Here is a 21560-nt window from a genome sequence, read left to right as displayed (position 1 = left end):
GAAGTCTTTTTATTTTCATATAGGGGGTAAAAGCAAGTATAAGGGGGGACAAACATCAGGAATAAAATCATATCTTAAACAGAAACTATAAAGAAATCCAGCTCTTCTGGAAAACAAAAAAAACAGCAGCTCAGGAGATCCCTCTCTCTGGTCAACTGTTTTTCCGTTTAAAGAAGCTAAACCCGCCCGCGAATCTCCTCAATATAAGCCTTCGACTGCGCCATCTGATGCTCCTTCGCTTCCTCCATGATGATATGCACATGCGGCTTATATTGATTAAGAAGCTTCATATACAGCTCGTAATTCAACGCGCCCAGCCCGGCCGTTACCGTTGCCAGCTCGCCGCTCTCCAGCACAATACGATCCTTCGCATGAGCCGCGATAATGCGGTCGCCGAGCAGCTCGAACGCCTGCTCAATGACCTCGTTTTGCCTCGCAAAATTGTCGGCCGTCAGCAGATTGCCCGGATCGATCACGACGCCGATATTGGAGGAAGGAACCTCCTCCAGCATTCGCGCAAGCTCGGGAGCTGTTCCGATCAAATGGCCGTTTGCCGCCTCTAAGCCGACAAATACGCCCCATTTCTCCGCTTCCTCAACGAGCTCCTCAAGCGTTGCTTTCATAACTGACCAATCGCGGTCGGTGTAATCTCCGCCCTCATTCCATCCGGTTTCCGCGGCCACCATCGGCGCTCCGAAAAACTTGGCGTAGCGCAGCAGCTCCTTAAAGCGGTTCACATTCGTGCGGCGCAGCTCCTCGTTGCGGTCGAACAAATGAACGTAACAGCCGAGCACCGAAATCGATACGCCGTGCTTATCGAATTGCTCGCCGACCGCATTCGCAAGACCCGGACTTATGCTGCCCGGCTTGCTGAAATCAACATCGCTGATCGCCTTCCATAAAGCAAGCTGCACATGGCTGAAGCCGCTTTCCGCCACTTTAGGAGCAAGCTCTCTGTATGGCAGGCTTCCGAATAAATGAGCTAGTACACCGACTGACATCTGATCGTCTCCTTATAATTAGGCGCTGCCTTTCAGTGCGACCTCCACCTTCGGCGCGTATACCTTTTTGGCTAGATAGGATTGCGCAATCATGAATAAACCGCCTGTTACCCAGTAGAGCGAGATAGCCGCCGGTGCCGACAGGGCGAATACGCCCATTAGAACCGGAGATAAGTAGCCCATGAAAGCAAGCTGCTTCTGCTGGGCTGCATCCGCGTTCGGCTGCGTCGTCTGAGACACCTTGAACTGTACAAAATAAACGAGCGCCGCGACGATCGGAAGCACAATATCCGGCGAGCCGAGCTTAAACCAGAGAAAGGAGTGATCCGCCAGCTCAGGCGTCAGCTTGATAGCCGAGTACAAGCCTGTCAAGATCGGCAGCTGAATCAGCATCGGCAAGCAGCCGATGGCAAGCGGATTGACCTGATGCTTCTGGTACAGCTGCATCGTTTCCTGCTGCAGCTTCTGCTTGGAATCCGCATCCGACTTGTTCTTATACTTTTCTTGGATCTTCTTAAGCTCCGGCTGAAGCACCGCCATCTTCTGTTTCATTTGGTTTTGCGAGCGGTATTGACGCATCATGAGCGGCAGCAAAACGAGCCTGATCATGAGCGTAATGCCAATAATCGCAAAGCCGTAATTGCCGCCAAACAGGTCGGCTAAATATTGAAGAACGGCTGAAAGCGGATAAATCACATAGTGGTTAAACACCCCTGGCGTATTGCCGTCAATCGTTCCGCTTGCCGTACTGCAGCCGCTTACGAGAAGCAAGCCGGCCAGCAGCATACCTGCCATTAACACTCGTCCATATTTTAATGAAGGGAATACATTGTTCTTTTGCATAAAAATCCTCCTCGTTTGTTTGAAAATAGCGCATCAAACGAGGCGGAGCAGTCTGCTATGTCGTCATCGGGCGATTCCTTTCGCTTCACCTTCCTGGCCAGCCAGTGATGCAGCGGTACGGCGCGAATCAGCACCTGCGGCAGCGAAATATACAAGGTAATGACGGCCTGATTCCGTTCCCAATACTCATAATCCCCCGAATGCAAATGCGAGGCGTAAGCATAAGCCAAAGTACAAAGCAGGCTGATTGAAAATAAATAAGGTATGACGTCATGCAGCTCAAGCTCAAACAATGTATTCACCTCCCTTCCTGATAAGCATTCTTTCAATACGGCTTACACAGGGCACCGTTTCACCCCCATGCTGAATTCACCGCGAAAATAGATTTCATTCTATCTGGATATTATAACAGTTATTCCCGTCTTGAAACGACTGCTGAAATCACAAATCTGTTACAAAACACCACTTGTTGGTTATTTACAAATAGATAGCGATCATCCTATACTTTCTAATGTTGCTTACGCCAACGACAATCAACCTTTGAAGAAAGAGGATACCATGAATCGAAAAAAGTTAAATGTCATTTATTTATCGCTAATCACCATTGCGGTTCTGTTTCTCGCACTCGGACAAGTCTTTCCACTCAGTAAAGACAGCTCTTATTCCGTAAGCGCAGAAAGCGCAGCGGGCACTCCGGCTGCCGGACAGAAAAAGAAGCTTGTGATGGGCACTTCCGCCGATTATCCGCCTTATGAAAGCGTAGATGCCAAAAACAGCGGCGAAATCGTCGGCTTGGATATCGACTTAGCCAAGTATATCACCAGCCAGCTCGGTTATGAACTGGAAATCGCAAACATGGATTTCAATGGTCTCATTGCCGCGCTGCAAACCGGCCGCGTCGACTTCGTCATGTCCGCTATGTCCGCTACGGATGAGCGCAGGCAGAACGTTGATTTTTCCGATAACTATTATGCTGCCCGCAATACGATTGTATCGAAGAAGACTGCGCCGCTGGAAACAGAAGCTTCACTTTCCGGTAAAATAGTCGGAACACAGCTGGGCTCCACGCAGGATCTCTATGCAGAAACCATTGAAGGCGCCGAGCTTAAAAAGCTGAATAAAATTCCCGATCTCATTCAAGAACTGAATTCCGGCCGCATCGATGCAGCTATCGTGGAAGATGCCGTAGCGGTTGAGATGACAAACGCTAACCCGGAGCTGGCAATGCATTTCCTTCCTGCCGAATCCGCGGACAATGGCTACGCAATTGCATTTCCTAAGCAATCCCCTATTGTGACTGAATTTAACGGCGTTCTTGCGGAAATGAAAGAAAACGGAGAGCTCGATAAAATCGTGCAGAAATGGTTTGCCTCCGAGAAGGGAAAGTCGAATACGCTGCTGGGCTTGAATATCGACTTTAGCGTTCTCAAGGGCTACATTCCCTATATTCTCAAAGGCGTATACGTAACGCTGCTCTTTACGCTCGTCTCGGCGCTGTTCGGACTTGTGTGGGGTACGGTTTTGTCGCTATTCAAAATATCCGGCGTCAAGCCGCTCGAGTGGTTCGCGACAGCCTATACATCCGTATTTCGCGGCACGCCGCTGCTCGTCCAGCTTACTATTATTTATTACGCAACCCCGCAGATATTCCATTATGATATTCCTGCGCTGATGGCCGCCGGACTTGCATTCGGTCTTAATTCATCTGCTTATTTGTCCGAAACGATCCGCGGCGGCATCATGGCCGTCGATAAAGGGCAGCGCGAGGCTGCAATCGCACTCGGCGTCCCTTACCGGACGATGATGATCCGCATCATTTTCCCGCAGGCGCTTCGCAATATTTTGCCGGCGCTCGTAAACGAATGCGTTGCTCTGCTGAAGGAATCGTCGCTCGTATCCGTCATCGGGGTAACCGATTTGATGCGCCGCGCAGACGTTGTGCGCTCGATCGAGTTCCGCTCGTTAGAAGCATTATTGTTTATTGCCGCTATTTATTACGTTCTCGTGCTTATCTTAACCTCGTTTGCCCGTAAGCTCGAAAGGAGGCTGCGCCGCAGTGATTAAAGTAACCGACTTAACGAAAGCCTTCGGCAAAAACCAAGTGCTGAAAGGCATTACGACCACAGTAGAACGAGGGGAGGTCGTTGCGCTGATCGGACCGTCCGGCTCAGGCAAATCCACCTTCCTCCGCTGTTTAAATATGCTGGAGACGCCCACTTCCGGCACGATTACGATTGACGGTACGCCGATTACCGATCCGAAAACCGATATTGCCCGCGTGCGGCAGCGGATCGGCATGGTGTTCCAGCATTTTCACCTGTTTCCGCATATGACGGTCATCGATAATATAACGTTCGCTCCGATCCAGGTTAAAGGAATGACGGCAGCAGCAGCACGTGCCAAGGCGATGGAGCTGCTGGCTCGCGTGGGACTCGCGGACAAAGCGGACAGCTATCCCTCGCGCTTGTCCGGCGGTCAGAAGCAGCGGGTAGCTATCGCGCGAAGCCTTGCGATGGAACCGGACATTATGCTCTTCGACGAGCCGACCTCGGCGCTCGATCCCGAGATGGTGAAGGAAGTGTTGACCGTTATCCGCAGCCTCGCGGACAGCGGTATGACGATGCTGATCGTCACGCATGAGATGAAGTTCGCCCGCGAAGCAGCGGATACGATCTATTTCCTCGACGACGGCAAACTTGTGGAACGGACGAAGCCTGAGCAGTTTTTCACCAAGCCGCAGAGTGAGCGTGCGGCGCGGTTTTTGGAGCAGGTGCTTTAGTACGGCGTGTTCTCTCTTCATTTAATCAAAGCTCTGCGGCTGGTACAGCCGTAGAGCTTTCTTGTTTATACATGAGAAAAAGGAAGTACTTGAATATGACACTATGCTATAATCTTCAAAATGAGAAGGAGAATTATTGCAGGGCATGAGATGCATCATTTGCAGGTGATTCAGAATAAGTATTTAGTGAAGTTTAAAGCATAAGGAGCGGTAAAACGATGACGATTCGATTGCGCGGGCACCATCTGCTTTGTCTGCTTGGCTACCGGGGCATGGGGTATTCGGCTGATTTTTGCGTAAATATGACCGCCATCTATGAAACGCTTCGCACAAATCCCGAAACCGAGGTTGAAATTATTACCGGTCCTGACGACGTCTGCAGAGCCTATCCGCAGGACAAAAGCAACCATTGCGAGGGATCTGTGTACGGCTTGGATGAGGCGGTACTCAAGAAGCTCGGACTTAAAGTAAACGAGAAGAGCAGCTGGCAGTCTCTATGCAGCCGCGTAGCCGAAACTATGGTACCTGAAGACATCAGTCATCTATGCCAGACATGTCCTTGGGAAAAGTATGGCGTTTGCGCGGAAGGTGTAGGGCTGATTAAAGGGGGCAAGCCGCTGCCTAAGGTAGGCGTTTGAAATACGTCGTACTTTTTCAAGGATGACGTACTTTTGCGAGGCAATATCAGTGTTAAACGAATCGAAATGATACTTATCTTACTTGCATTTACATGAATCAGAAAATACTTGGACTAGGTAAGAAATTAACGCTATAAATGCGGTAAGGGCGTGCTTTCGCACAGCTCCTTACCGCATTTTGAATTCAGCTTATAGCTAGCCGCTCCAGTCCATTCATATAAGGCTGAAGCGCTGCCGGTATCCGGATCGAGCCATCCTCTTCCTGATGGTTCTCGAGGAGCGGAATGAGAATGCGCGGGCTTGCCACTGCCGTGTTGTTGAGCGTGTGACAGAACCTTAATACGCCGTCCTCGTCACGGTAACGAATATTCGAGCGGCGCGCTTGAAAATCATGCAGGTTCGACGATGAATGCGTCTCCCCATAGGCCTTGCGGCTCGGCATCCATGTCTCGATATCGTACTGCTTATACGTTTTCTGCGACATGTCGCCGGTGCAAACGGCCATGACCCGGTAAGGCAGCTCCAGGCATTGAAGGAGCTCCTCGGCATTCGCCGTTATTTCCTGCAGCAGCGCCTCCGACAGCCCGGGGTCGGCTTTGCACAGGATGACCTGCTCGACCTTCGCGAACTGGTGCACGCGGTACAGCCCATGAACGTCTCTGCCTGCCGAGCCGACCTCGCTGCGGAAGCAGACCGATGCGGCGGCCAGCCTGATCGGAGCTTCGGCTTCTACAATTTCATTGGCGTAGCAGGTAATCAGCGGCACCTCCGAGGTGCCGACCAGCCATTTATCGCCGCCTGCAATACGATAGGTTTGATCCTCGCCAAGCGGGAAAAAGCCGGTATTGCTCATCGCATCGGTACGAACCATTAAAGGGACGTCCAGCAGCGTAAAGCCCTTTTGCAAAAGCAAATCAATAGCCAGCTGCTGAACGGCGCGGTGGAGCAGCACGCCCGCCCCCTTCAGGTAGTAATTGCGGCTGCCCGCCGCCTTAACGCCCCGTTTCATATCAATCATATCGTGGAGCTCGCCCAGAGCGATATGATCCTTCGGCTCGAATGCGAAGCCCGGCGCTTCGCCAAACCGTCTAAGCTCCACATTGTCTGCATCCGAACGGCCGTTTGGCGTATCCGGCGATACGATGTTCGGTACAAGAGCGAGCAGCTCTGCCGTATGCCGCTCAGCCCTTGCAAGCTCCGTTTCTGCAGCCGCCAGCTGCTCGTTCGTTTCCTTTACCTTTTGCTTGGTTTGCTCGGCTTCATCGCGGGCACCGCGCTTAACAAGCGTGCCGATGCGCTTAGACAGCTTATTGCGATTCTCCCTTAAAGCTTCGGTCTCCTGTAAAAGCATGCGTCTCTTCTCATCCCACGAAAGCAGGTCTGCAATGGAAACCGAAATTCCCTTCTGATCCGCCACCGTCTGAACCTGCTCGTGATTTTGCCTAATCCATCTCATGTCTAACATGCCACCGCGCTCCTTTTCATTAGAAAATGCAAAAAACGCCCCTCATCCCTTATGGGACGAGGAGCGTTTTTACTCGCGGTGCCACCCAAATTGACCAAACAGTCGGGCTGTTCGATCCTCTTTGCTCCGCGGTAACGGGCGGGCCCGGTAAACTTAGGGGGAAGGCGCTTCCCTCCCCTTGACGAGAACGCCTCCGAGTTGGATTCTCTTCACTGGCGTGATCTGATCATTAATTTTTTAGTAATATAACATATTGATAATATGGAAAACAAGTGCATCTGTATATTTATTTCCAGTTATAAAGGTTTTGATCCGTCAGCTCGCGAATAGTACTGTTCGAAGCTTATAAAATCTTATATCAAGTCTAAACAGCTTGCGCCATCCACTTATCCGACTAAAGTCGTAGCGCATTCAGCCAATGGTTGAATGTTCTATCAGTTTGAAAATCAGTCCAATTGAGGACGTCATATTCAAGCCTGAGTGATACGATATAACCAATCAAAAACGCAAAACGAAAGGAAGAATACTATGAAAATCGTAATCCTAACCGGGAGCAATCGAAAGTCTGCAACCAGCACGCGTCTAGCAGCTATTGTCGGACAGCTGATTTCGCAAAAAGGGCACACCGTTCAACTGTTTGACCTGTTCCAAACACCGCTCCCCTTCTACTCTCCCGAAGGAGTGGATCAGGATCACGCTTCCGTCAAGCAATTGCAGCAAGCGATGCTGCAAGCCGACGGGATTGTACTTGCATCGCCTGAGTACCACGGCAGCATTTCAGGTGTGCTCAAAAATGCGCTTGACTATCTGGGGCAGGATCATTTTCGCGGTAAAGCCGTGCTGTCCATGAGCTCCTCGGGAGGCGCCGTCGGCACAAGCTCGCTGCTGCAGCTTCAGGCCATTGTGCGAAATCTCCACGGGATCAACTCTCCGGAATGGATCTCTATCGGAGGAGCGCAGCGCAGCTTGCTGGTTGACGGGTATACCGTCAATGAGGGCGTCGGACAGGATATCAACGACCGGGTTCATCGCTCAGCCTTATCGTTTCTAGAGCTCGCAGCGCTGGTTAAAGGGAATTAAAGACTTGAACAAGCTTGTCACACTCGGTGTTACCGAGTATTCTCGATTACAAAAAATAAAGAGAGGACGCCAGCCGATGCTGGCGTCCTCTTCCCTTAAGGCTTAACAGGCAGGCCGTTCGCGCTGCGGATCAACGAGAAATACTGATCTGCGCGAACCGCAACGTACTCCGATCCGAGTGAGGCTTGCAGCTCGGCAATATCAGAAGGCGTTAAGCTCCAAGCAAGCAATCCCAAGGAGACGAACAACGGCGACTTCCCGTCCCACTGGGCCTTGACGTCATCAAGAATCTTCTTGCCGTCCTGCATCGTGCTGATGCCTTGAATCGTCGAGACAGGAAGCTTGCCGCCAACAATCTCTACCCCGTGGTGATTTTCCCAGCTTAGGAACAGCCCCTGCGGTTTATACTCCTTGATATAGGCTTCGGCATGGGCATCACTTAGCGGCACATTCTCACTATTGATGCGGTTCAATACGTAAGGAATCGTCATGCCCGTCTTCTCCATGTACGAATACGATTGCTTCAGGAAGTCGGTGAAGGATGCTGCTGGCCATGCGTTCGGGTAGAAATAACCTGCTCCGGATGGTCCCGCGATTAGAAGATCGTTATCCGTAGCGGTTTCCCGGTAATAATTCAGCATCGCAGGAGCGCCATCGTAGAGTAAAGGACTGGAGGTCCAGTTCAGCGGCACTTGACCGCGGCTCGGATCATCCCACAGAATGCGCATTCTATGCTGATTATATTGGAAATTGTCACCTTCACTGAACGTATACGTTACATAAATCTTGTTCTCCAGCTTTGGCGTCTTTGCCGCTTTGGCTTTGACAGGATTAACCTTGGTGCCGGAAAATACAGTCAGATTGCTGAACCAATCGGCCGCGAGCACATAGACACCGTGATTGGACGTAACCTCAGTCCCGCTGAATTCGCCGTCAACGTCATTGCTGAACCAGCCCAGGTAAGGCGTGCCCGGCTTCACATCCGACATAATCTTCTCAAAGAGCGCCTTCTGTTCCGGCACGTTGGAATCGAGCCAGAACACCATCGCTTTGTTTGCAACGGCATAATCGCGCAAGTAACCGTATGGCTCCTTTTGCTCGGAGGACACCGGCTTAACATTGCCGACGGACACTTTAAATTGATTCCACATATCGACGGATGCCGTCAGCTGCTTCGTACCGGCAGGCGGCGTGAATTTGTAGATAAAGTATCGGTTATTGTCAGCAAAACGATGTCCGCCGTTGCCCGAGGATACCTGCGAGCTCTGCCGGTCATACAGGAACGGCTCTTCATCCGGCGTACCCGGAATAAACTTCGCAATCGTATTACCGTCAGCCTTAATCGTAACCTCATGCACAGCCGTACCCCAGCCGTCCTGCGCAAACGCATCGTCAAAACGGAGATAGACGTCCGACTTACCGAGGCTGCCGGTTAGATCGAGCTCATACAGCTTTCTATTGCCGCCGTCCCGCTCCTGCGTCGTATCTTCCGCGATTACCTTGAACAGATCCGCCTGGTTGTCCGGAAGCCTGATCGAAGTGTCCGGACTAAGGCCGACGAGCATCCGGTGCGTCGTCTGGCTCCAAAGATTCTCATATTGCCAGTTGTAAGCGTCCAGCCTATCCTTGAATTTCCCTTGAAGATCATTCAGCACCTTCAAGCTGTACGGTGCGGCTTGCAACTTCTTTGCCAGCTCGGGGCTAGCAACTACAGCGCTTTTCAAGCCGGCCAGCGTCGTTGCCACGTTAACAGAGTCCGGTACTTTCGGATCGTATATTATGATTCCGTTAATTTCCTGCTTATAAGTTTGGACGATCTTCCAATAGTCGTCCCTTACTTTGTAAGTCACATCCAAGTCGTTCAGCCAAGTGTACTTGCCTTCCTCTTTATTCTCCAGCAAATAAATCCGGGGCTCAGCACGATTGACAATGCCCTGCAAGGTTGCCATTAGAATCTTTATGTCGCCGGGCGCATCATAAATATCCGCCACGTCCAGGTGCTTAATCTTCGAAAAATTAGGAAGCGCTTGCTTTTCTGGCCAAGCAATCGTGCTTGCCAGCGGCTTCTCCTTGGAGTCGGCAGCGGCTGCCCCTAAAGACATGGACAACGTACAGACGATCGCGAATCCGATAACGGTTAGCTTACGAAACATAGTCTACACCTCAGTTTACTATTGGTATGGAGGACAGCCTCTCGACGCTCGCCTTATCCCCTGTACCCTCCTTTACTTGGCAGCGTTCCTTCACTTCCTCACAAATATATATTTATTATATTGATAATATTATTTCAAGCACTTCGACAAAAGCTCTCATATTTTTCCATCATTTTGAGCCTAATGATGCAGATTTACGCGACTTTTTCAGTCAATTCCCTCTACCAGAATGAGTTTACCATACAGGTTTTCTCCCCAATATAAAATATATATTATATATAACAAATGATCGATTTTTGCCGCTATATTTGATGGGTATTGCGACAGTAAGAACAAAAAAACGCTTGCGGCTATGAGCCGGCAAGCGCTTTGCGAACGGATAAAATATATTTGGATTGATCAAGCGGGTTAACGCCTCTGCGCACCCGCTCCGCCTTCACGTCCGGCGGGCATTCGCGATAGCCTGCGAAGAAGGTCGCTAAGACCCCTCTTCCCTTCGTAAGCGAACCAAACCGCGCCGGAAAATCGAGGGACGTCGCTACCGGCAGCGTCCCTTCGATTTCCATTCGTTCCTGCCTGACGACCGGCGAATCGAATTCACCGCGCATTAGAATGAGCTCATTCATGAGCTTGCCGCCTGTCTCCTCCGGAACGGAGAGACGGAAGGACAGCATCGGCTCCAGCAATTTCACCCCTATACGGGATAAACCGTCCATAATCCCCATCGGCGTAGCTACCGCAAAATCAAGCGGATGTGTGTGCCAAACATGATGCTCTCCTTCGACAAGCGTCACCTTCAAGTCCGTTACTTCCCAGCCAAAAAGCCCTTGCAGCAGCGCCTCAGGCACACTCCTGGCTACTTCGTTCTGATAACGGTCCAGCAGCCGCTCCGAGCGAACGATAGAGCTGTAGGTTATCCCGCTGCCGCGTTCGCCGGGCTCGATATGAAACCGCAAAATCGCCCAGCAAGGCTTCGGCATCGTATAGGCGATGAAGCCCTCGCCCGCTTGTGCCGGCGTCTCTTTGTAAATAACGGATGGCTGGCCGAACGCAGCATTCAAGCCATACCGATTGTTCAAAACATGCGTCAGCACCTCGATCTGAATCGGACCCATAACTTTAAGGTGCAGCTCGCGCTGCTCCTGCAGCCATTGCAAATCGAGCAGCGGATCCTCATCGGCCAGCTCATGCAGCGCCGCGACGACGGCCGGGTACTCGGCCTCGCTGCTCCAGAGAACCTGAACCGTCAGGAGCGGCACCGCAAGCCGCGTCTCCCCGGGTACAAAATCGGCGCAGCCGATAATATCGCCAATACGCGCCTGATTCCAGCCGCAAACGGCAGCAATATCGCCAGCCGCCAGCAGTCCGACATCCTCGGCCTTCTGCCCGTCGATTTTACGGATTTGCGTAACCTTCTCCTCAATCTGCTGCGTCTCATTGTGAACGGAATCGCGGTTGCGGATAACGCCGCTGTATAATCGCACATAGGCGATCCGCCCCATCGCCGGATCACGCTCGATGCGGAAGACGACGCCCGACACCGGTCCGTCCGTGACGATGGATGGCGGAGGCAGCAGCGTAACCATCGCTTGCATAAGCTTCTCGATGCCGATTCCTTTATTCGACGCGCCGAATAAGACCGGAAACAGCTCTCCCTCCCGCGTTAGCGAAGGAAGCATTTGTTTCAGCTCCTCCTTCGGCAGCATGCCGCATTCTAAATAGCGAAGCAGCAGCGACTCCTCCTGCATCGCCACCGTTTCCTCCAGCAGCTGCAGATATGCTGTCGCCTCCTCCGAATCGCCGTCCGCGCCCAGTAAGCTCACCGCGCCGCTAAAGCTGTCCTCCGCACCAACCGGAGCCTGCACCGGCGCTGCCTGCGGCGAAAACAAACGCCGGATTTGCTGCAGCGTTCCTAATGGATCGGCACCAATTCGGTCCAGCTTGTTCATGTAAATGAGCGTTGGAATGCTCCGCTCCCGCAGGGCATGCCAAATGACCTCCGTCTGCGCCTGGACGCCCTCGACTGCCGAAATAATGAGCACCGCGCCATCCATCACGCGCAGCGACCGCTCTACCTCCGAAAGAAAATCGACATGTCCCGGCGTATCAACAAGGTTAATCGTCACACCCTGCCATGAAAGCCGCGTCGCCGCCGCACGTACCGAAATTCCTCTGGAGCGTTCAACTTCAAGAAAATCCGTCTGCGCCGTACCTGCATCAACGCTGCCAAGCGACCGGATACGACCGCTGTAGTATAAAATTTGCTCAGTCGTTGTCGTCTTCCCCGCATCAACATGAGCGAAAATTCCGATATTCCGTATATGTTGTGAATCGTTAAGCTCCATTCCGCATGTCTCCCTTACCCGCTGTTCCTTTCCCTATCGTAACTCTGAAAGCGTTTAACGGCAACAAAAAACGGCCCACCGTGACATTTGCCCGGTAAGCCGTTATATATAAACGCTAATCATACCTATTAACCTTGATAGACCGCTTCGATTTCGATCGGGATTTTCACTTCGTCGCCGCTTGCTGCTGTGCGTGGAATCAACCGTCAAAGGCTGCTCTTTATTTAAAAAGGGATGCCCTGGAAGTTAAAACAACTTCTTGGACACCCCTAATGCATTAATGAATGTATTCACTTAATCCTGCAAATATTCTTTAAACCCATGATGCCGATGCCAGACTCCCCGTATTACGTATGCAGAACAGCTGCCTTCTCCTTATGCTCCCGCTTGACCAGCGCATGCTTCTCCCAAGCTCTGCTTCTCCAGCGGAAAAACATAATAAATGCGCGCAGCCATTCATCCGCCGCAATAGCCAGCCAAATGCCTGCCAAGCCTAAATCCAGCTGGAATACAAAGAAGTAACCGAGCGGCAAGCTCATCGCCACCATCGAGCCCATGCCGATCCAGAGCGGGAATTTGGCATCCCCTGACGCCCGCAGCGAGTTAACGAGCACGATGTTGATCGTGCGTCCCGTCTCCAGCACGATGCTCAGCAGCAGGACGTTCACCCCTAGACGGATAATTTCCTCGTCATCTGTAAACATTCCCATAAGCGGCTCCCGGAAAGCGATAACGAGCAAGACCGCGAATAAAGTTACGCCGCTTGCCCAGCGCACGCTTTTCCAAACCCGGTAATAGGCTGACGTTTGCTCGCCCGCTCCGACCAGCCTGCCGACGATAATCGACGTCCCCATGCCGATCGCGAATGCGAATAAGTAAGTGAACATCGAGATGTTGTTCGCATAATTTTTGGCTGCCAAGGAAGCTGCGCCAAGATAAGTCGCATAATACAAAAATACGATTTGGCATGTCTGGTACATGACCTGCTCTAGCGCAGACGGGATGCCGATCTTTAAAATTTTGGCAATGTATTCCTTGGTCATCGAGAAATAGTAGCGAAGCTCTACTCTCACCGACATAATCCGGTACAGCAGCCAGAAGAAAACAACGAGCGCAAGCGCCCTGCTGATGACCGATGAAATTGCCGCGCCTTGGACGCCCATCTCCGGAAAGCCGAATTTCCCGAAAATAAACAGGTAATTACCTATAATATGAACGACATTCATCCCTAGCGACACGTACATCGCTTCCTTCGTGAAGCCGTGTACGCGAATAATGGCGGCAATCGAATTAATAATCGCCTGCAAAAAGATCATTCCGCCTACAATCGATAGATAGCTTTTGGCATGAGCAAGTATCTCGCCCTGCAAATTCAGCGTCTGCAGCAATTGGCCGCCGAACAGCACGAACGACATGCTTATAGTCAGCCCAACGAGTAGATTAAGCGTTACCGCCAGCGCAGATATTTTCGCAGCTTCAATAAACTTCCGGGAGCCGATGTACTGCGCGACAACAATCGATGCCCCGTTGCCGATTACTTCTAATAGCAAAATGGCAATATGCAAATATTGATTGGATGCCCCGACGCCGGATACCGCATTATCCGAAATCGCACTCAACATCAGCGTATCTGCAATTCCCATGAGCATAAACAAAAAGATTTCTAAAAAAATAGGCCAAGTCAGAAAAAATATATTCATACCTTTCTGTTCCTGCTGCCCTTGTCCATTACCGGCCTCTGCCGTTGCCATCATGTCACCTTCTTCTAAATTGGAAAAGTAAAGCACAAGGTATCGTAGCATATTAAGATGCCTATTGCACGTTAGATTCGCTCTTTTACACGAATAAAATTATGGTATCACGAATGAAAACGCATACTTAACCAATACGCCGGAATAGCGTCTCCCTTTGGCGGCAAAAGCTCGTTTTGCGTTGAAAAAATCAGCTGCATATAAGGTGCGTGTTTCTTAATTTCGTTGATCAACCGGCGTCCTTTCTTATCCAATAAAAAAAGACTGCACTCAAGCCGCCGAAACGGCCTCTGCACAGTCTTCATCTTTATAAATGAAAATGATCGATATCATTATTGCTCTTCCGAATCTTCTTCAGCAGCTTCTTCCTCAGCCGCCTCTTCATCCGCGTCCTCTGCAGCCTCTTCCTCTGCAGCCGCAGCCGCTTCTTCAACTTCCTCTTCCAATTCAGCCTCTACAGCTTCTACTGCATCATCTGCTGGAGCCTCTTCCGAGATCAGTTCAGCGGTTTCTTCCGCTCCTTCTTGAACTACATCTTCTTCTTGGCTCATCTTTATCACCTCCTAGCTCTTAGTACCTTAATTGTAGCGCTTTCATAGAACTAAACAAGAGGTGTAAAGTGTCGTTTCCTAACAACTATTCCCGCTTTTTGTAGCGTTCGATCCCATTCGCGGCCGTTCGGCCAAGGGTACTGGACTTTAGTCTAGTTCCTTTTTTTACCTGCAGCAGGAGGACAGCTATTTTCTTTGTATGCTATGCTGAAAGCAGCTAATATTACAAGGATTGGGGTGCTTTAAAACAATGAATTTAAGAACAATTAGCGGACTTGTCCTCCTGCTGCTCGGCGCTTGTTTATTTCTAAATCAAGGCGAGACATTCGGTCCCGGCAAAATATTCGCCTACTTCTGGCCATCGTTATTCGTAATCCCGCTTGGCCTATTTTTCCACTGGCTGTACTTCGCTATGATCGGCAGAAAAGGGATTGGCCTCTTAATTCCCGGAGGCATCTTGTTCACCGCAGGTGTCATTAGTCAGATCGCCATGCTCTTCAACAACTGGGCATACATGTGGCCGGGCTTTATTCTCGCCGTTGCCATTGGCTTGTTCGAATTTTATTGGTTTGGCAACCGCAACAAATGGCTGCTTATACCGATTAATATTTTGACCGTGCTCTCGCTTCTCTTCTTCGCAGTCTTCTCGATTGGCTCCCTCTACAGCAAGTTTGCGCTTAGCCAGCCAATCTTCGCCATCGTATTCATTATCGCCGGCGCCATGGTTCTTCTAATGAAGAAGAAAGACATGTAACAGTTCCTCCTTCTGTATGGTATAATCACAAGCATCGCAAACCTATAGGAGGAAACTAATAACCGATGCTATCCTTTGAACAAAAGCTGGCTATAATTGAAAGCTTTCCTGAATTGCAGCGAAAGGATGTTTCTCTGGGCCGCACAAACTTCCATTACGAAGAGAGTGCGCATGAGAAAAAAACGGTCGTGCACCATCTGCATCCGAACGGAAACGGCTATGTATTCGCCGGCCTGGTGCCCGGCATCGCTACCGATAATAAAGGCCTAGTCAACATTCGGGACTACAGCGAGGAAGAGCTTCGCACACTTATCGGGAAATCGATCAGTTCCCTTGCGACCCCTCCGCCGGAGAAACCGGAAACGGGGAAAAAGAAAAAACGCAAACCTCCGCAGGAGGAGCGCTGGATCGGGCCTAACAATGACGTACTTACGCTGTTGTTCGAAGAAGATCTCTGGTATTTATATGCCGGCCTGAACCTGGAATCCGCCTTCGAAACCTATGAGGAAGCGGAGCAGTACTTGGAAGAAGAGCAGTTTTCGCGGGCATAACAGCATAAAAAAACGCGTTTCCGCTTAACTGTGAACGGATATACGCGTACTGGCGGAGAAGCAGATTCCTGTTTCTCCCTTTTTTATTTAGACGATGACCTGAAGGATTAAAATTATTAAAAGAAGATAAACCTTCCTACAGGAATTTTGTCATCCCGTGTCTAATTGTAGTATGTGCACCTTAGACTCTGGAGGGATATCTGTTGTCCATTAAAGCTAAACTGTCTTTTTCGATTTCAATTATTGTAGCCATTATCTTGGTGCTGAGCTTAACCATTTACTATATTTCGTCCAAAGCCGAGGTACAGGCTAATCTCGAGCAGCAGGTTAACAATATAGCGAAGCAAATCAGCCTTACGATTGAAGCATCAGAGAGTGCAAGACAATCTATGGAGGATACAATGGGCGAGAAGCTGCGAATAGCTGCCATTGCAGCGCAGCAGCAGCTTGATCCGGATATCGATAATGTCAAAAACGAGCAGCTCGTTGAGCTAAGCCGCAAGCTTGGCGTCGATCATATTACGCTCTGGAAAAGGTTCGGCGATGACGTTATCGCTTTAAAATCATCCGATCCGAACGAAATTGATTTGAGCTCCAAAACATGGGATTATTGGCACCGGGCGTTTCTTCAGCTTTTCGAAATGCACAATGTCACCATTCCCCAAGGTCAAAAGCTTGAAAACTTTTGGTCGGGGCCGTTTAATTTCTCCACCTCTGATCCCAAACAAATTAAGAAGTGGGGCGATTATTACGACGGCACGACTAACTATATGATCAATCCCTACGTTGACGCGCAAGTGCTGCTTGATTTCGACTATTCGATCGGGACGGATGCCATTGTCAATAAAATCATCGCAGATCAACAGGATATATTAGAAATTACCGGCTTTGATCCGCAATTTTTCGGAAAACGTCCGATTATTAAGATGAAAAAGGGTATTCCGGTGTACAACTTGGATGTTCGCGATATTCCTTTTGGCCAATACACCTATATCGATCAAGACAATGATTCCGTTTATATCCAAAATGCACTGAAAAGCGGCCTGTCAGTAACCGCAAAAAGCACCCTAAAAGGCAAGCGGGTAATGAAAACGTTCATTCCAATTACAATCGACAAGACGTATGTCATCTGTATCAGCTTTGATCATAATTCTATTATGAGGCCGCTCAAACGCCAGCTTCTCATGCAATCTCTCATCTCACTCGGGCTTGTTCTGGTAACGATGATTGCGAGCTATTTCATTGCAGGCTTTATGATTCGCGGCTTGAATCAAATTTTACACAAAGTAAATGCGATAGCAGCCGGCAATTTCGGTGAAGTCATAACGATTCGCAGCAAGGATGAGCTCGGATTGCTGGCCTCGCGCATCGATTCGATGGGCAGCAATTTGTACAGCTATACAACGCAGCTGAAGGATGCGGCCGAAGAGCTGCGAAGCACGAAGCAGTATTTAGAATCGTTCGTGAACCATACATCCGATGCGATTCATGTCGCAGATTTAACGGGAAATATCATCCAGGTTAACAGAGCCTTCGAGAAAATGTACGGATGGAGCGAGCACGAGGCTTTGGGTCAACCGTTAAACAATGTGCCTAAAGAATATTTAAGCATCCATCACCAGCTTGAGGCTACTGTGCTGGAGGGCGGCTCTGTTACCGATTATGAGACCGTCCGGTTTACGAAGTCAGGCGAGCTCATCGATTTAAGCATTACGATCTCCTCTATCCGCGATGAGCTTGGCGCGATTGTTGCCATTGCTTCAATCTCCCGCAATATTACGTCCCGGAAGCAGTCGGAGGAAATGATCCGAAGGTCGGAGAAGCTGTCGGTAGTCGGTCAGATTGCGGCAGGCGTCGCCCATGAGGTCCGTAATCCGCTTACTACGCTGCGGGGCTTCGTGCAGCTGCAGCAGCAGACCGGCTCGTTGTCTCCCGCTCATCTTGAGGTTATGCTCGGCGAACTCGATCAGATCAATATGATCGTGAGCGAGTTTCTCGTGTTCGCCAAGCCGCAGGCGAACCGCTTCCAGCCTATAGCGATACTGGGTCTCGTCGGCAATATTATAATGCTGCTTGATTCAGAAGCCAAAATGAGCAACGTTCAGCTAAGCTTGCTCGCTGACGACGAGCTTCCTGAGGTCATCGGTGAAGCCAATCAGTTAAAACAGGTTTTCGTGAACATTATGAAAAACGGTATTGAAGCGATGCCTGGCGGAGGAGTTCTCACCATTAAGCTTGAGCGCAATGCTGATAATGCGCTCATTTTGCAGTTTATCGATCAAGGCTGCGGTATTGCCGAGGAAGATCTGCTCCGGCTGGGAGAGCCCTTCTTTACGAAAAAAGCGAACGGCAACGGGCTGGGTCTCATGATCAGCCAGCAAATCATTACCGCCCACAAAGGGACCATTGTCTTCCGCAGCGAGCTCGGCAAAGGAACCTGCGTTGAAATTTCGATACCGACGGACAGCTAAGGGAAATTCCCAAGCTGTCCGTTTTTTTATATTCTTTTGAAGAAGAGAGCGCTCCTATGGTAAAATGTGTCCAAGCCTTCAAGGCTTTGAGCGATTGTTTCGCTAAGAACGATCTACTATTCCGCAACATTGGGAGCCGCTGTCTATGACTATGAATTCTCCAATTTCCCAGTATATTATTATTGTCATTATTTCCGGTGTTCTTAGCGTGCTGCTTGCCATATATGCCTATTACAACAAGACAAAGTTCACAGGCATGAAAGTATTTATGTGGTCGACCATTTTAACCGCCGTGTACACTTTTGCCTTTGCCTTTGAGCTTGCCAGCGAATCGCTGAGCGAAATCCGCTTCTGGTTAAATATCGAGTACATTGGCATGCCTTTCATCGCTCCCTGCAGCCTTCTTCTGGTGATGCACTATGTAGGCTTAGAGAAATTCAACACTCCCAAACAAGCTTGGGGGTTGTTCGTCATTCCTGCCGTCACCCTGCTGATGGTCACAACCAATGACTATCATCACCTATTTTATAAAACTCTTTATTTGCGGCCTCATGTTCCTACGCCAATGGTTGATGTTGTGCCTGGCTTCTGGTATTACGTACACGGCAGCTACACTTCAGGGTCTATGTTTGCCAGCCTGTTTATATTGGCAAGCTATTGGAGGAAGACAAAGTCAACCTACCGCAAACAAATGATAACGATGGCTATCGGCATATCGCTCCCGATGCTGGGAGCGCTCATGTATGTACTCGGGCTCACTCCGCTTGGGATGGACCCCGTTCCCATTCTCATGTGCGTAACATCCGCCCTATATGTCGTGTCGATCTTCTCTACGGCGCTGCTCACCGTGGCCCCGATTGCGCGCGACCATATTTTCGAGAGCATGCGCGACGGGGTGCTTGTGCTCAATCTGGAAAATCAAATTATGGACTTTAATGGAGCGGCTTCGCAAATTATACCGGCACTTGCTCCTGCTGCGATCGGCCAGAAGCTGGAGCACATCTGGAAGCGCGGCGCCGAATCCGGTGCCTTCTCGTTTGGCGTGGACCCCTCCGGCGAGCATGAGCAGGAGCTCAAGTGGATCCGCGGCGGAGAAACGTTCTACTACCGGATAAGAGCATCTGGTTTATTTAAGCCGAATGGCCAGCTTACAGGCAGAACTATCGTCATGATCGATGTAACGGAGCATACACTGCTTCAAAATAAACTGCGCCATCTCGCCGAGATCGATGGGCTCACGTCTATTTATAACCGCACTTTTTTTATGGAAAAAAGCAGACGGCTGCTAACCTCCGCCCACCAAACGAAGCAGCCGCTCTCGTTTATATTGTTCGATATCGATCATTTTAAGCAAATCAATGACCGCTATGGCCACAGCGTGGGTGATTTTGCTCTTCAGCATGTCATAGCGATTTGTCAGCAATGCCTCCCCGATAACGCTCTATTAGGACGCTACGGCGGTGAAGAATTCGCGATTGCCCTGCCGGATACGCCGCTTGCGCAAGCCGGACAAGCTGCCGAGCGGCTCCGCAAGGAAATAGCCGGCAATCCGCTATATAGCGCAGCCAAAACGATCACGATCACAGCCAGCTTCGGGGTTACGCAGGCAAGAACTGCAGAATGGCCGCTGGAAGCGCTGCTCAGCGAGGCGGATATCGCTCTTTACCGCTCCAAGCATAGCGGACGAAACGCCGTCCACCTGTCGAGCCAGGAATTTGTGCAAGTCAATGAAGTAAAATAACGATATTAGCACGATTGAGATAGATGGAGTTGAAACCATGCTTAAATTAGCTGCCCTACGTAAAATATTGCGTTTTCGGCCAAGTCCGCCGCAGGTGATGGTCTTTGGCTTTATTTTAATCATATTGATTGGCGCACAGCTCTTATCGCAACCGGTATCCTTTACGGGTGACAAATCGATTTCTTATCTTGACGCTTTTTTCATGTCTGCCAGCGCCACCTGCGTTACAGGACTTACCGTCCTGAACACCGGCACACATTTTTCCACATTCGGACAAGTCGTAATTATCGTGCTCGCCCAGATCGGCGGATTGGGCTTTATGACGATGGCTACTTTATTTGCTTTGCTGTTCCGCAAACGCATTTCGTTCCGCGAGCGGCTCGTGCTGCAGGAATCAATGAACTATGGCTCTACGGAAGGCATCGTGCGCATGATCCGTAAAGTGCTGCTCTATGCCTTAGTCATCGAATTGTCGGGCGCGGTACTGCTTAGCAGCTATTTCATGCTGGAAATGCCGGTAGGACAGTCGCTTTATTTTGGCATATTTCATAGTATTTCGTTTTTCAATAATGCGGGTTTTGATTTGTTCTCCCAGTTCCCGGAGAGGGCGGGCAGCCTCATCCATTATGTTGAAGACCCGTTCGTCAATATCGTCTCGATGCTGCTCATTTTTTTCGGCGGAATTGGTTTTATCGTCATATCCGAGCTCGTGACCTATCCGAAAAACAGAAAGTTAAGCTTACATAGCAAGGTCGTTTTAACCGTTACAGGCATTCTTACTGTCATTGGAGCCATCGTTATTTTTGCGCTTGAGTTTTCCAATCCGCATACGCTGCAGCCTTTATCGCCCCTCGGCAAATTTCTAGGCGCGTTGTTTCAATCGATTACAGCCCGTTCTGCCGGTCTGAGCACCATCGATCCCAGCATGCTGAGGGAGGTTACGCAATTTTTCCTCATTCTGCTCATGTTTATCGGCGCGGGCCCAGGCTCTACAGGCGGCGGCATCCGGGTAACGACGTTCGCGATCCTGCTTGGGGCGATCGTTACGATGATACGGGGAAGAGACGACGTCGTACTGTTCCGTTACCGCATCGCCAAGCAGCAGATTCATCATGCCATTATGTTTACGATGATTGCGTTCTCGATTATTTGCGGAGCATCGATGATTCTCTCCATCACGGAGAGCGGATCATTCCTCGCTATACTATTCGAAGCGACTTCCGCTTATTGTACGGTAGGCATGTCGGGAGGATTAACAAGCCATTTGAGCGAGCCTGGCAAAATCATCATCATCTTGCTCATGTTTGTCGGACGGATCGGGCCGGTCACGCTGGCATTTGCGCTTAACACGCGCTCGAAGAAGGAGCTTTACCGCTACCCCGAAGGTAAAATCACGATCGGCTAGGGCGCCGTTTGCATCCGCAATCTAGCGAGTGA

Annotated in this window: 17 protein-coding genes; 9 read left to right on the top strand and 8 right to left on the bottom strand. The window is 50.2% G+C overall.

Features of this window, described 5'->3' with window-relative positions; translation table 11 throughout:
- Positions 1-176: 176 nt before the first annotated feature.
- The 3 genes from AC0YNZ_RS12740 to AC0YNZ_RS12730 are packed head-to-tail and all read right to left on the bottom strand — an operon-like array spanning position 177 to position 2137.
- Positions 177-1001: a sugar phosphate isomerase/epimerase family protein gene (locus AC0YNZ_RS12740; RefSeq protein ID WP_475826954.1), complete on the bottom strand. Its 825-nt coding sequence runs from the start codon at positions 999-1001 to the stop codon at positions 177-179.
- Positions 1002-1019: 18 nt separating this feature from the next.
- The gene (gene yidC / locus AC0YNZ_RS12735) at positions 1020-1844 is read right to left on the bottom strand and encodes a membrane protein insertase YidC (protein WP_475826953.1); all 825 of its coding nucleotides are present in this window, start codon (positions 1842-1844) and stop codon (positions 1020-1022) included.
- The gene (locus tag AC0YNZ_RS12730; RefSeq protein WP_475826952.1) at positions 1814-2137 is read right to left on the bottom strand and encodes a hypothetical protein; all 324 of its coding nucleotides are present in this window, start codon (positions 2135-2137) and stop codon (positions 1814-1816) included. The genes yidC and AC0YNZ_RS12730 overlap by 31 nt, the downstream gene beginning before the upstream one ends.
- Positions 2138-2402: 265 nt before the next feature.
- Between AC0YNZ_RS12730 and AC0YNZ_RS12725 the strand changes: the two genes are divergently transcribed.
- The 3 genes from AC0YNZ_RS12725 (at position 2403) to AC0YNZ_RS12715 (ending at position 5261) form a co-directional block, all read left to right on the top strand.
- Positions 2403-3908: an ABC transporter substrate-binding protein/permease gene (locus tag AC0YNZ_RS12725; RefSeq protein WP_475826951.1), complete on the top strand. Its 1506-nt coding sequence runs from the start codon at positions 2403-2405 to the stop codon at positions 3906-3908.
- Entirely contained in the window at positions 3901-4623 is a 723-nt protein-coding gene (locus AC0YNZ_RS12720; protein ID WP_475826950.1) for an amino acid ABC transporter ATP-binding protein, read from the top strand. The genes AC0YNZ_RS12725 and AC0YNZ_RS12720 overlap by 8 nt, the downstream gene beginning before the upstream one ends.
- A 218-nt stretch (positions 4624-4841) precedes the next feature.
- Positions 4842-5261, top strand: coding sequence for a DUF1284 domain-containing protein (locus AC0YNZ_RS12715; protein WP_475826949.1), 420 nt, complete (start codon positions 4842-4844; stop codon positions 5259-5261).
- Positions 5262-5445: 184 nt separating this feature from the next.
- Here the strand turns inward: AC0YNZ_RS12715 and serS are convergent, their stop codons facing one another.
- The gene (gene serS, locus AC0YNZ_RS12710; RefSeq protein WP_475826948.1) at positions 5446-6726 is read right to left on the bottom strand and encodes a serine--tRNA ligase; all 1281 of its coding nucleotides are present in this window, start codon (positions 6724-6726) and stop codon (positions 5446-5448) included.
- 528 nt (positions 6727-7254) lie between these two features.
- Here serS and AC0YNZ_RS12705 point away from each other — a divergent pair.
- Entirely contained in the window at positions 7255-7806 is a 552-nt protein-coding gene (locus tag AC0YNZ_RS12705) for an NADPH-dependent FMN reductase (RefSeq protein ID WP_475826947.1), read from the top strand.
- A 95-nt stretch (positions 7807-7901) separates the two neighbouring features.
- Here the strand turns inward: AC0YNZ_RS12705 and AC0YNZ_RS12700 are convergent, their stop codons facing one another.
- The 4 genes from AC0YNZ_RS12700 to AC0YNZ_RS12685 form a co-directional block, all read right to left on the bottom strand.
- Positions 7902-9959, bottom strand: a complete 2058-nt coding sequence (locus AC0YNZ_RS12700; protein WP_475826946.1) for a GxGYxYP domain-containing protein — start codon at positions 9957-9959, stop codon at positions 7902-7904.
- Between the two features lie 350 nt (positions 9960-10309).
- Positions 10310-12304, bottom strand: coding sequence for a GTP-binding protein (locus AC0YNZ_RS12695; protein ID WP_475826945.1), 1995 nt, complete (start codon positions 12302-12304; stop codon positions 10310-10312).
- 347 nt (positions 12305-12651) lie between these two features.
- Positions 12652-14106, bottom strand: coding sequence for an MATE family efflux transporter (locus AC0YNZ_RS12690; protein WP_475826944.1), 1455 nt, complete (start codon positions 14104-14106; stop codon positions 12652-12654).
- Positions 14107-14387: 281 nt separating this feature from the next.
- Positions 14388-14606, bottom strand: a complete 219-nt coding sequence (locus AC0YNZ_RS12685) for a hypothetical protein (protein ID WP_475826943.1) — start codon at positions 14604-14606, stop codon at positions 14388-14390.
- Positions 14607-14856: 250 nt separating this feature from the next.
- Between AC0YNZ_RS12685 and AC0YNZ_RS12680 the strand changes: the two genes are divergently transcribed.
- From AC0YNZ_RS12680 to AC0YNZ_RS12660, 5 genes are all read left to right on the top strand, one after another.
- Positions 14857-15360, top strand: coding sequence for a hypothetical protein (locus tag AC0YNZ_RS12680; RefSeq protein ID WP_475826942.1), 504 nt, complete (start codon positions 14857-14859; stop codon positions 15358-15360).
- Between the two features lie 65 nt (positions 15361-15425).
- Positions 15426-15911 (top strand): hypothetical protein, encoded by a 486-nt coding sequence (locus AC0YNZ_RS12675; RefSeq protein ID WP_475826941.1) that lies wholly within the window; start codon positions 15426-15428, stop codon positions 15909-15911.
- Between the two features lie 203 nt (positions 15912-16114).
- Entirely contained in the window at positions 16115-18382 is a 2268-nt protein-coding gene (locus AC0YNZ_RS12670) for a PAS domain S-box protein (RefSeq protein ID WP_475826940.1), read from the top strand.
- A 145-nt stretch (positions 18383-18527) separates the two neighbouring features.
- Entirely contained in the window at positions 18528-20123 is a 1596-nt protein-coding gene (locus AC0YNZ_RS12665; RefSeq protein ID WP_475826939.1) for a histidine kinase N-terminal 7TM domain-containing diguanylate cyclase, read from the top strand.
- A gap of 37 nt (positions 20124-20160) precedes the next feature.
- Positions 20161-21528: a TrkH family potassium uptake protein gene (locus tag AC0YNZ_RS12660; RefSeq protein ID WP_475826938.1), complete on the top strand. Its 1368-nt coding sequence runs from the start codon at positions 20161-20163 to the stop codon at positions 21526-21528.
- Positions 21529-21560 lie beyond the last annotated feature (32 nt).

It is taken from the genome of Paenibacillus sp. J2L1-98, from assembly GCF_056269405.1.
The sequence above is the reverse complement of the archived record's forward strand: the minus strand, read 5'-3'. Positions and strand labels throughout refer to the sequence as shown.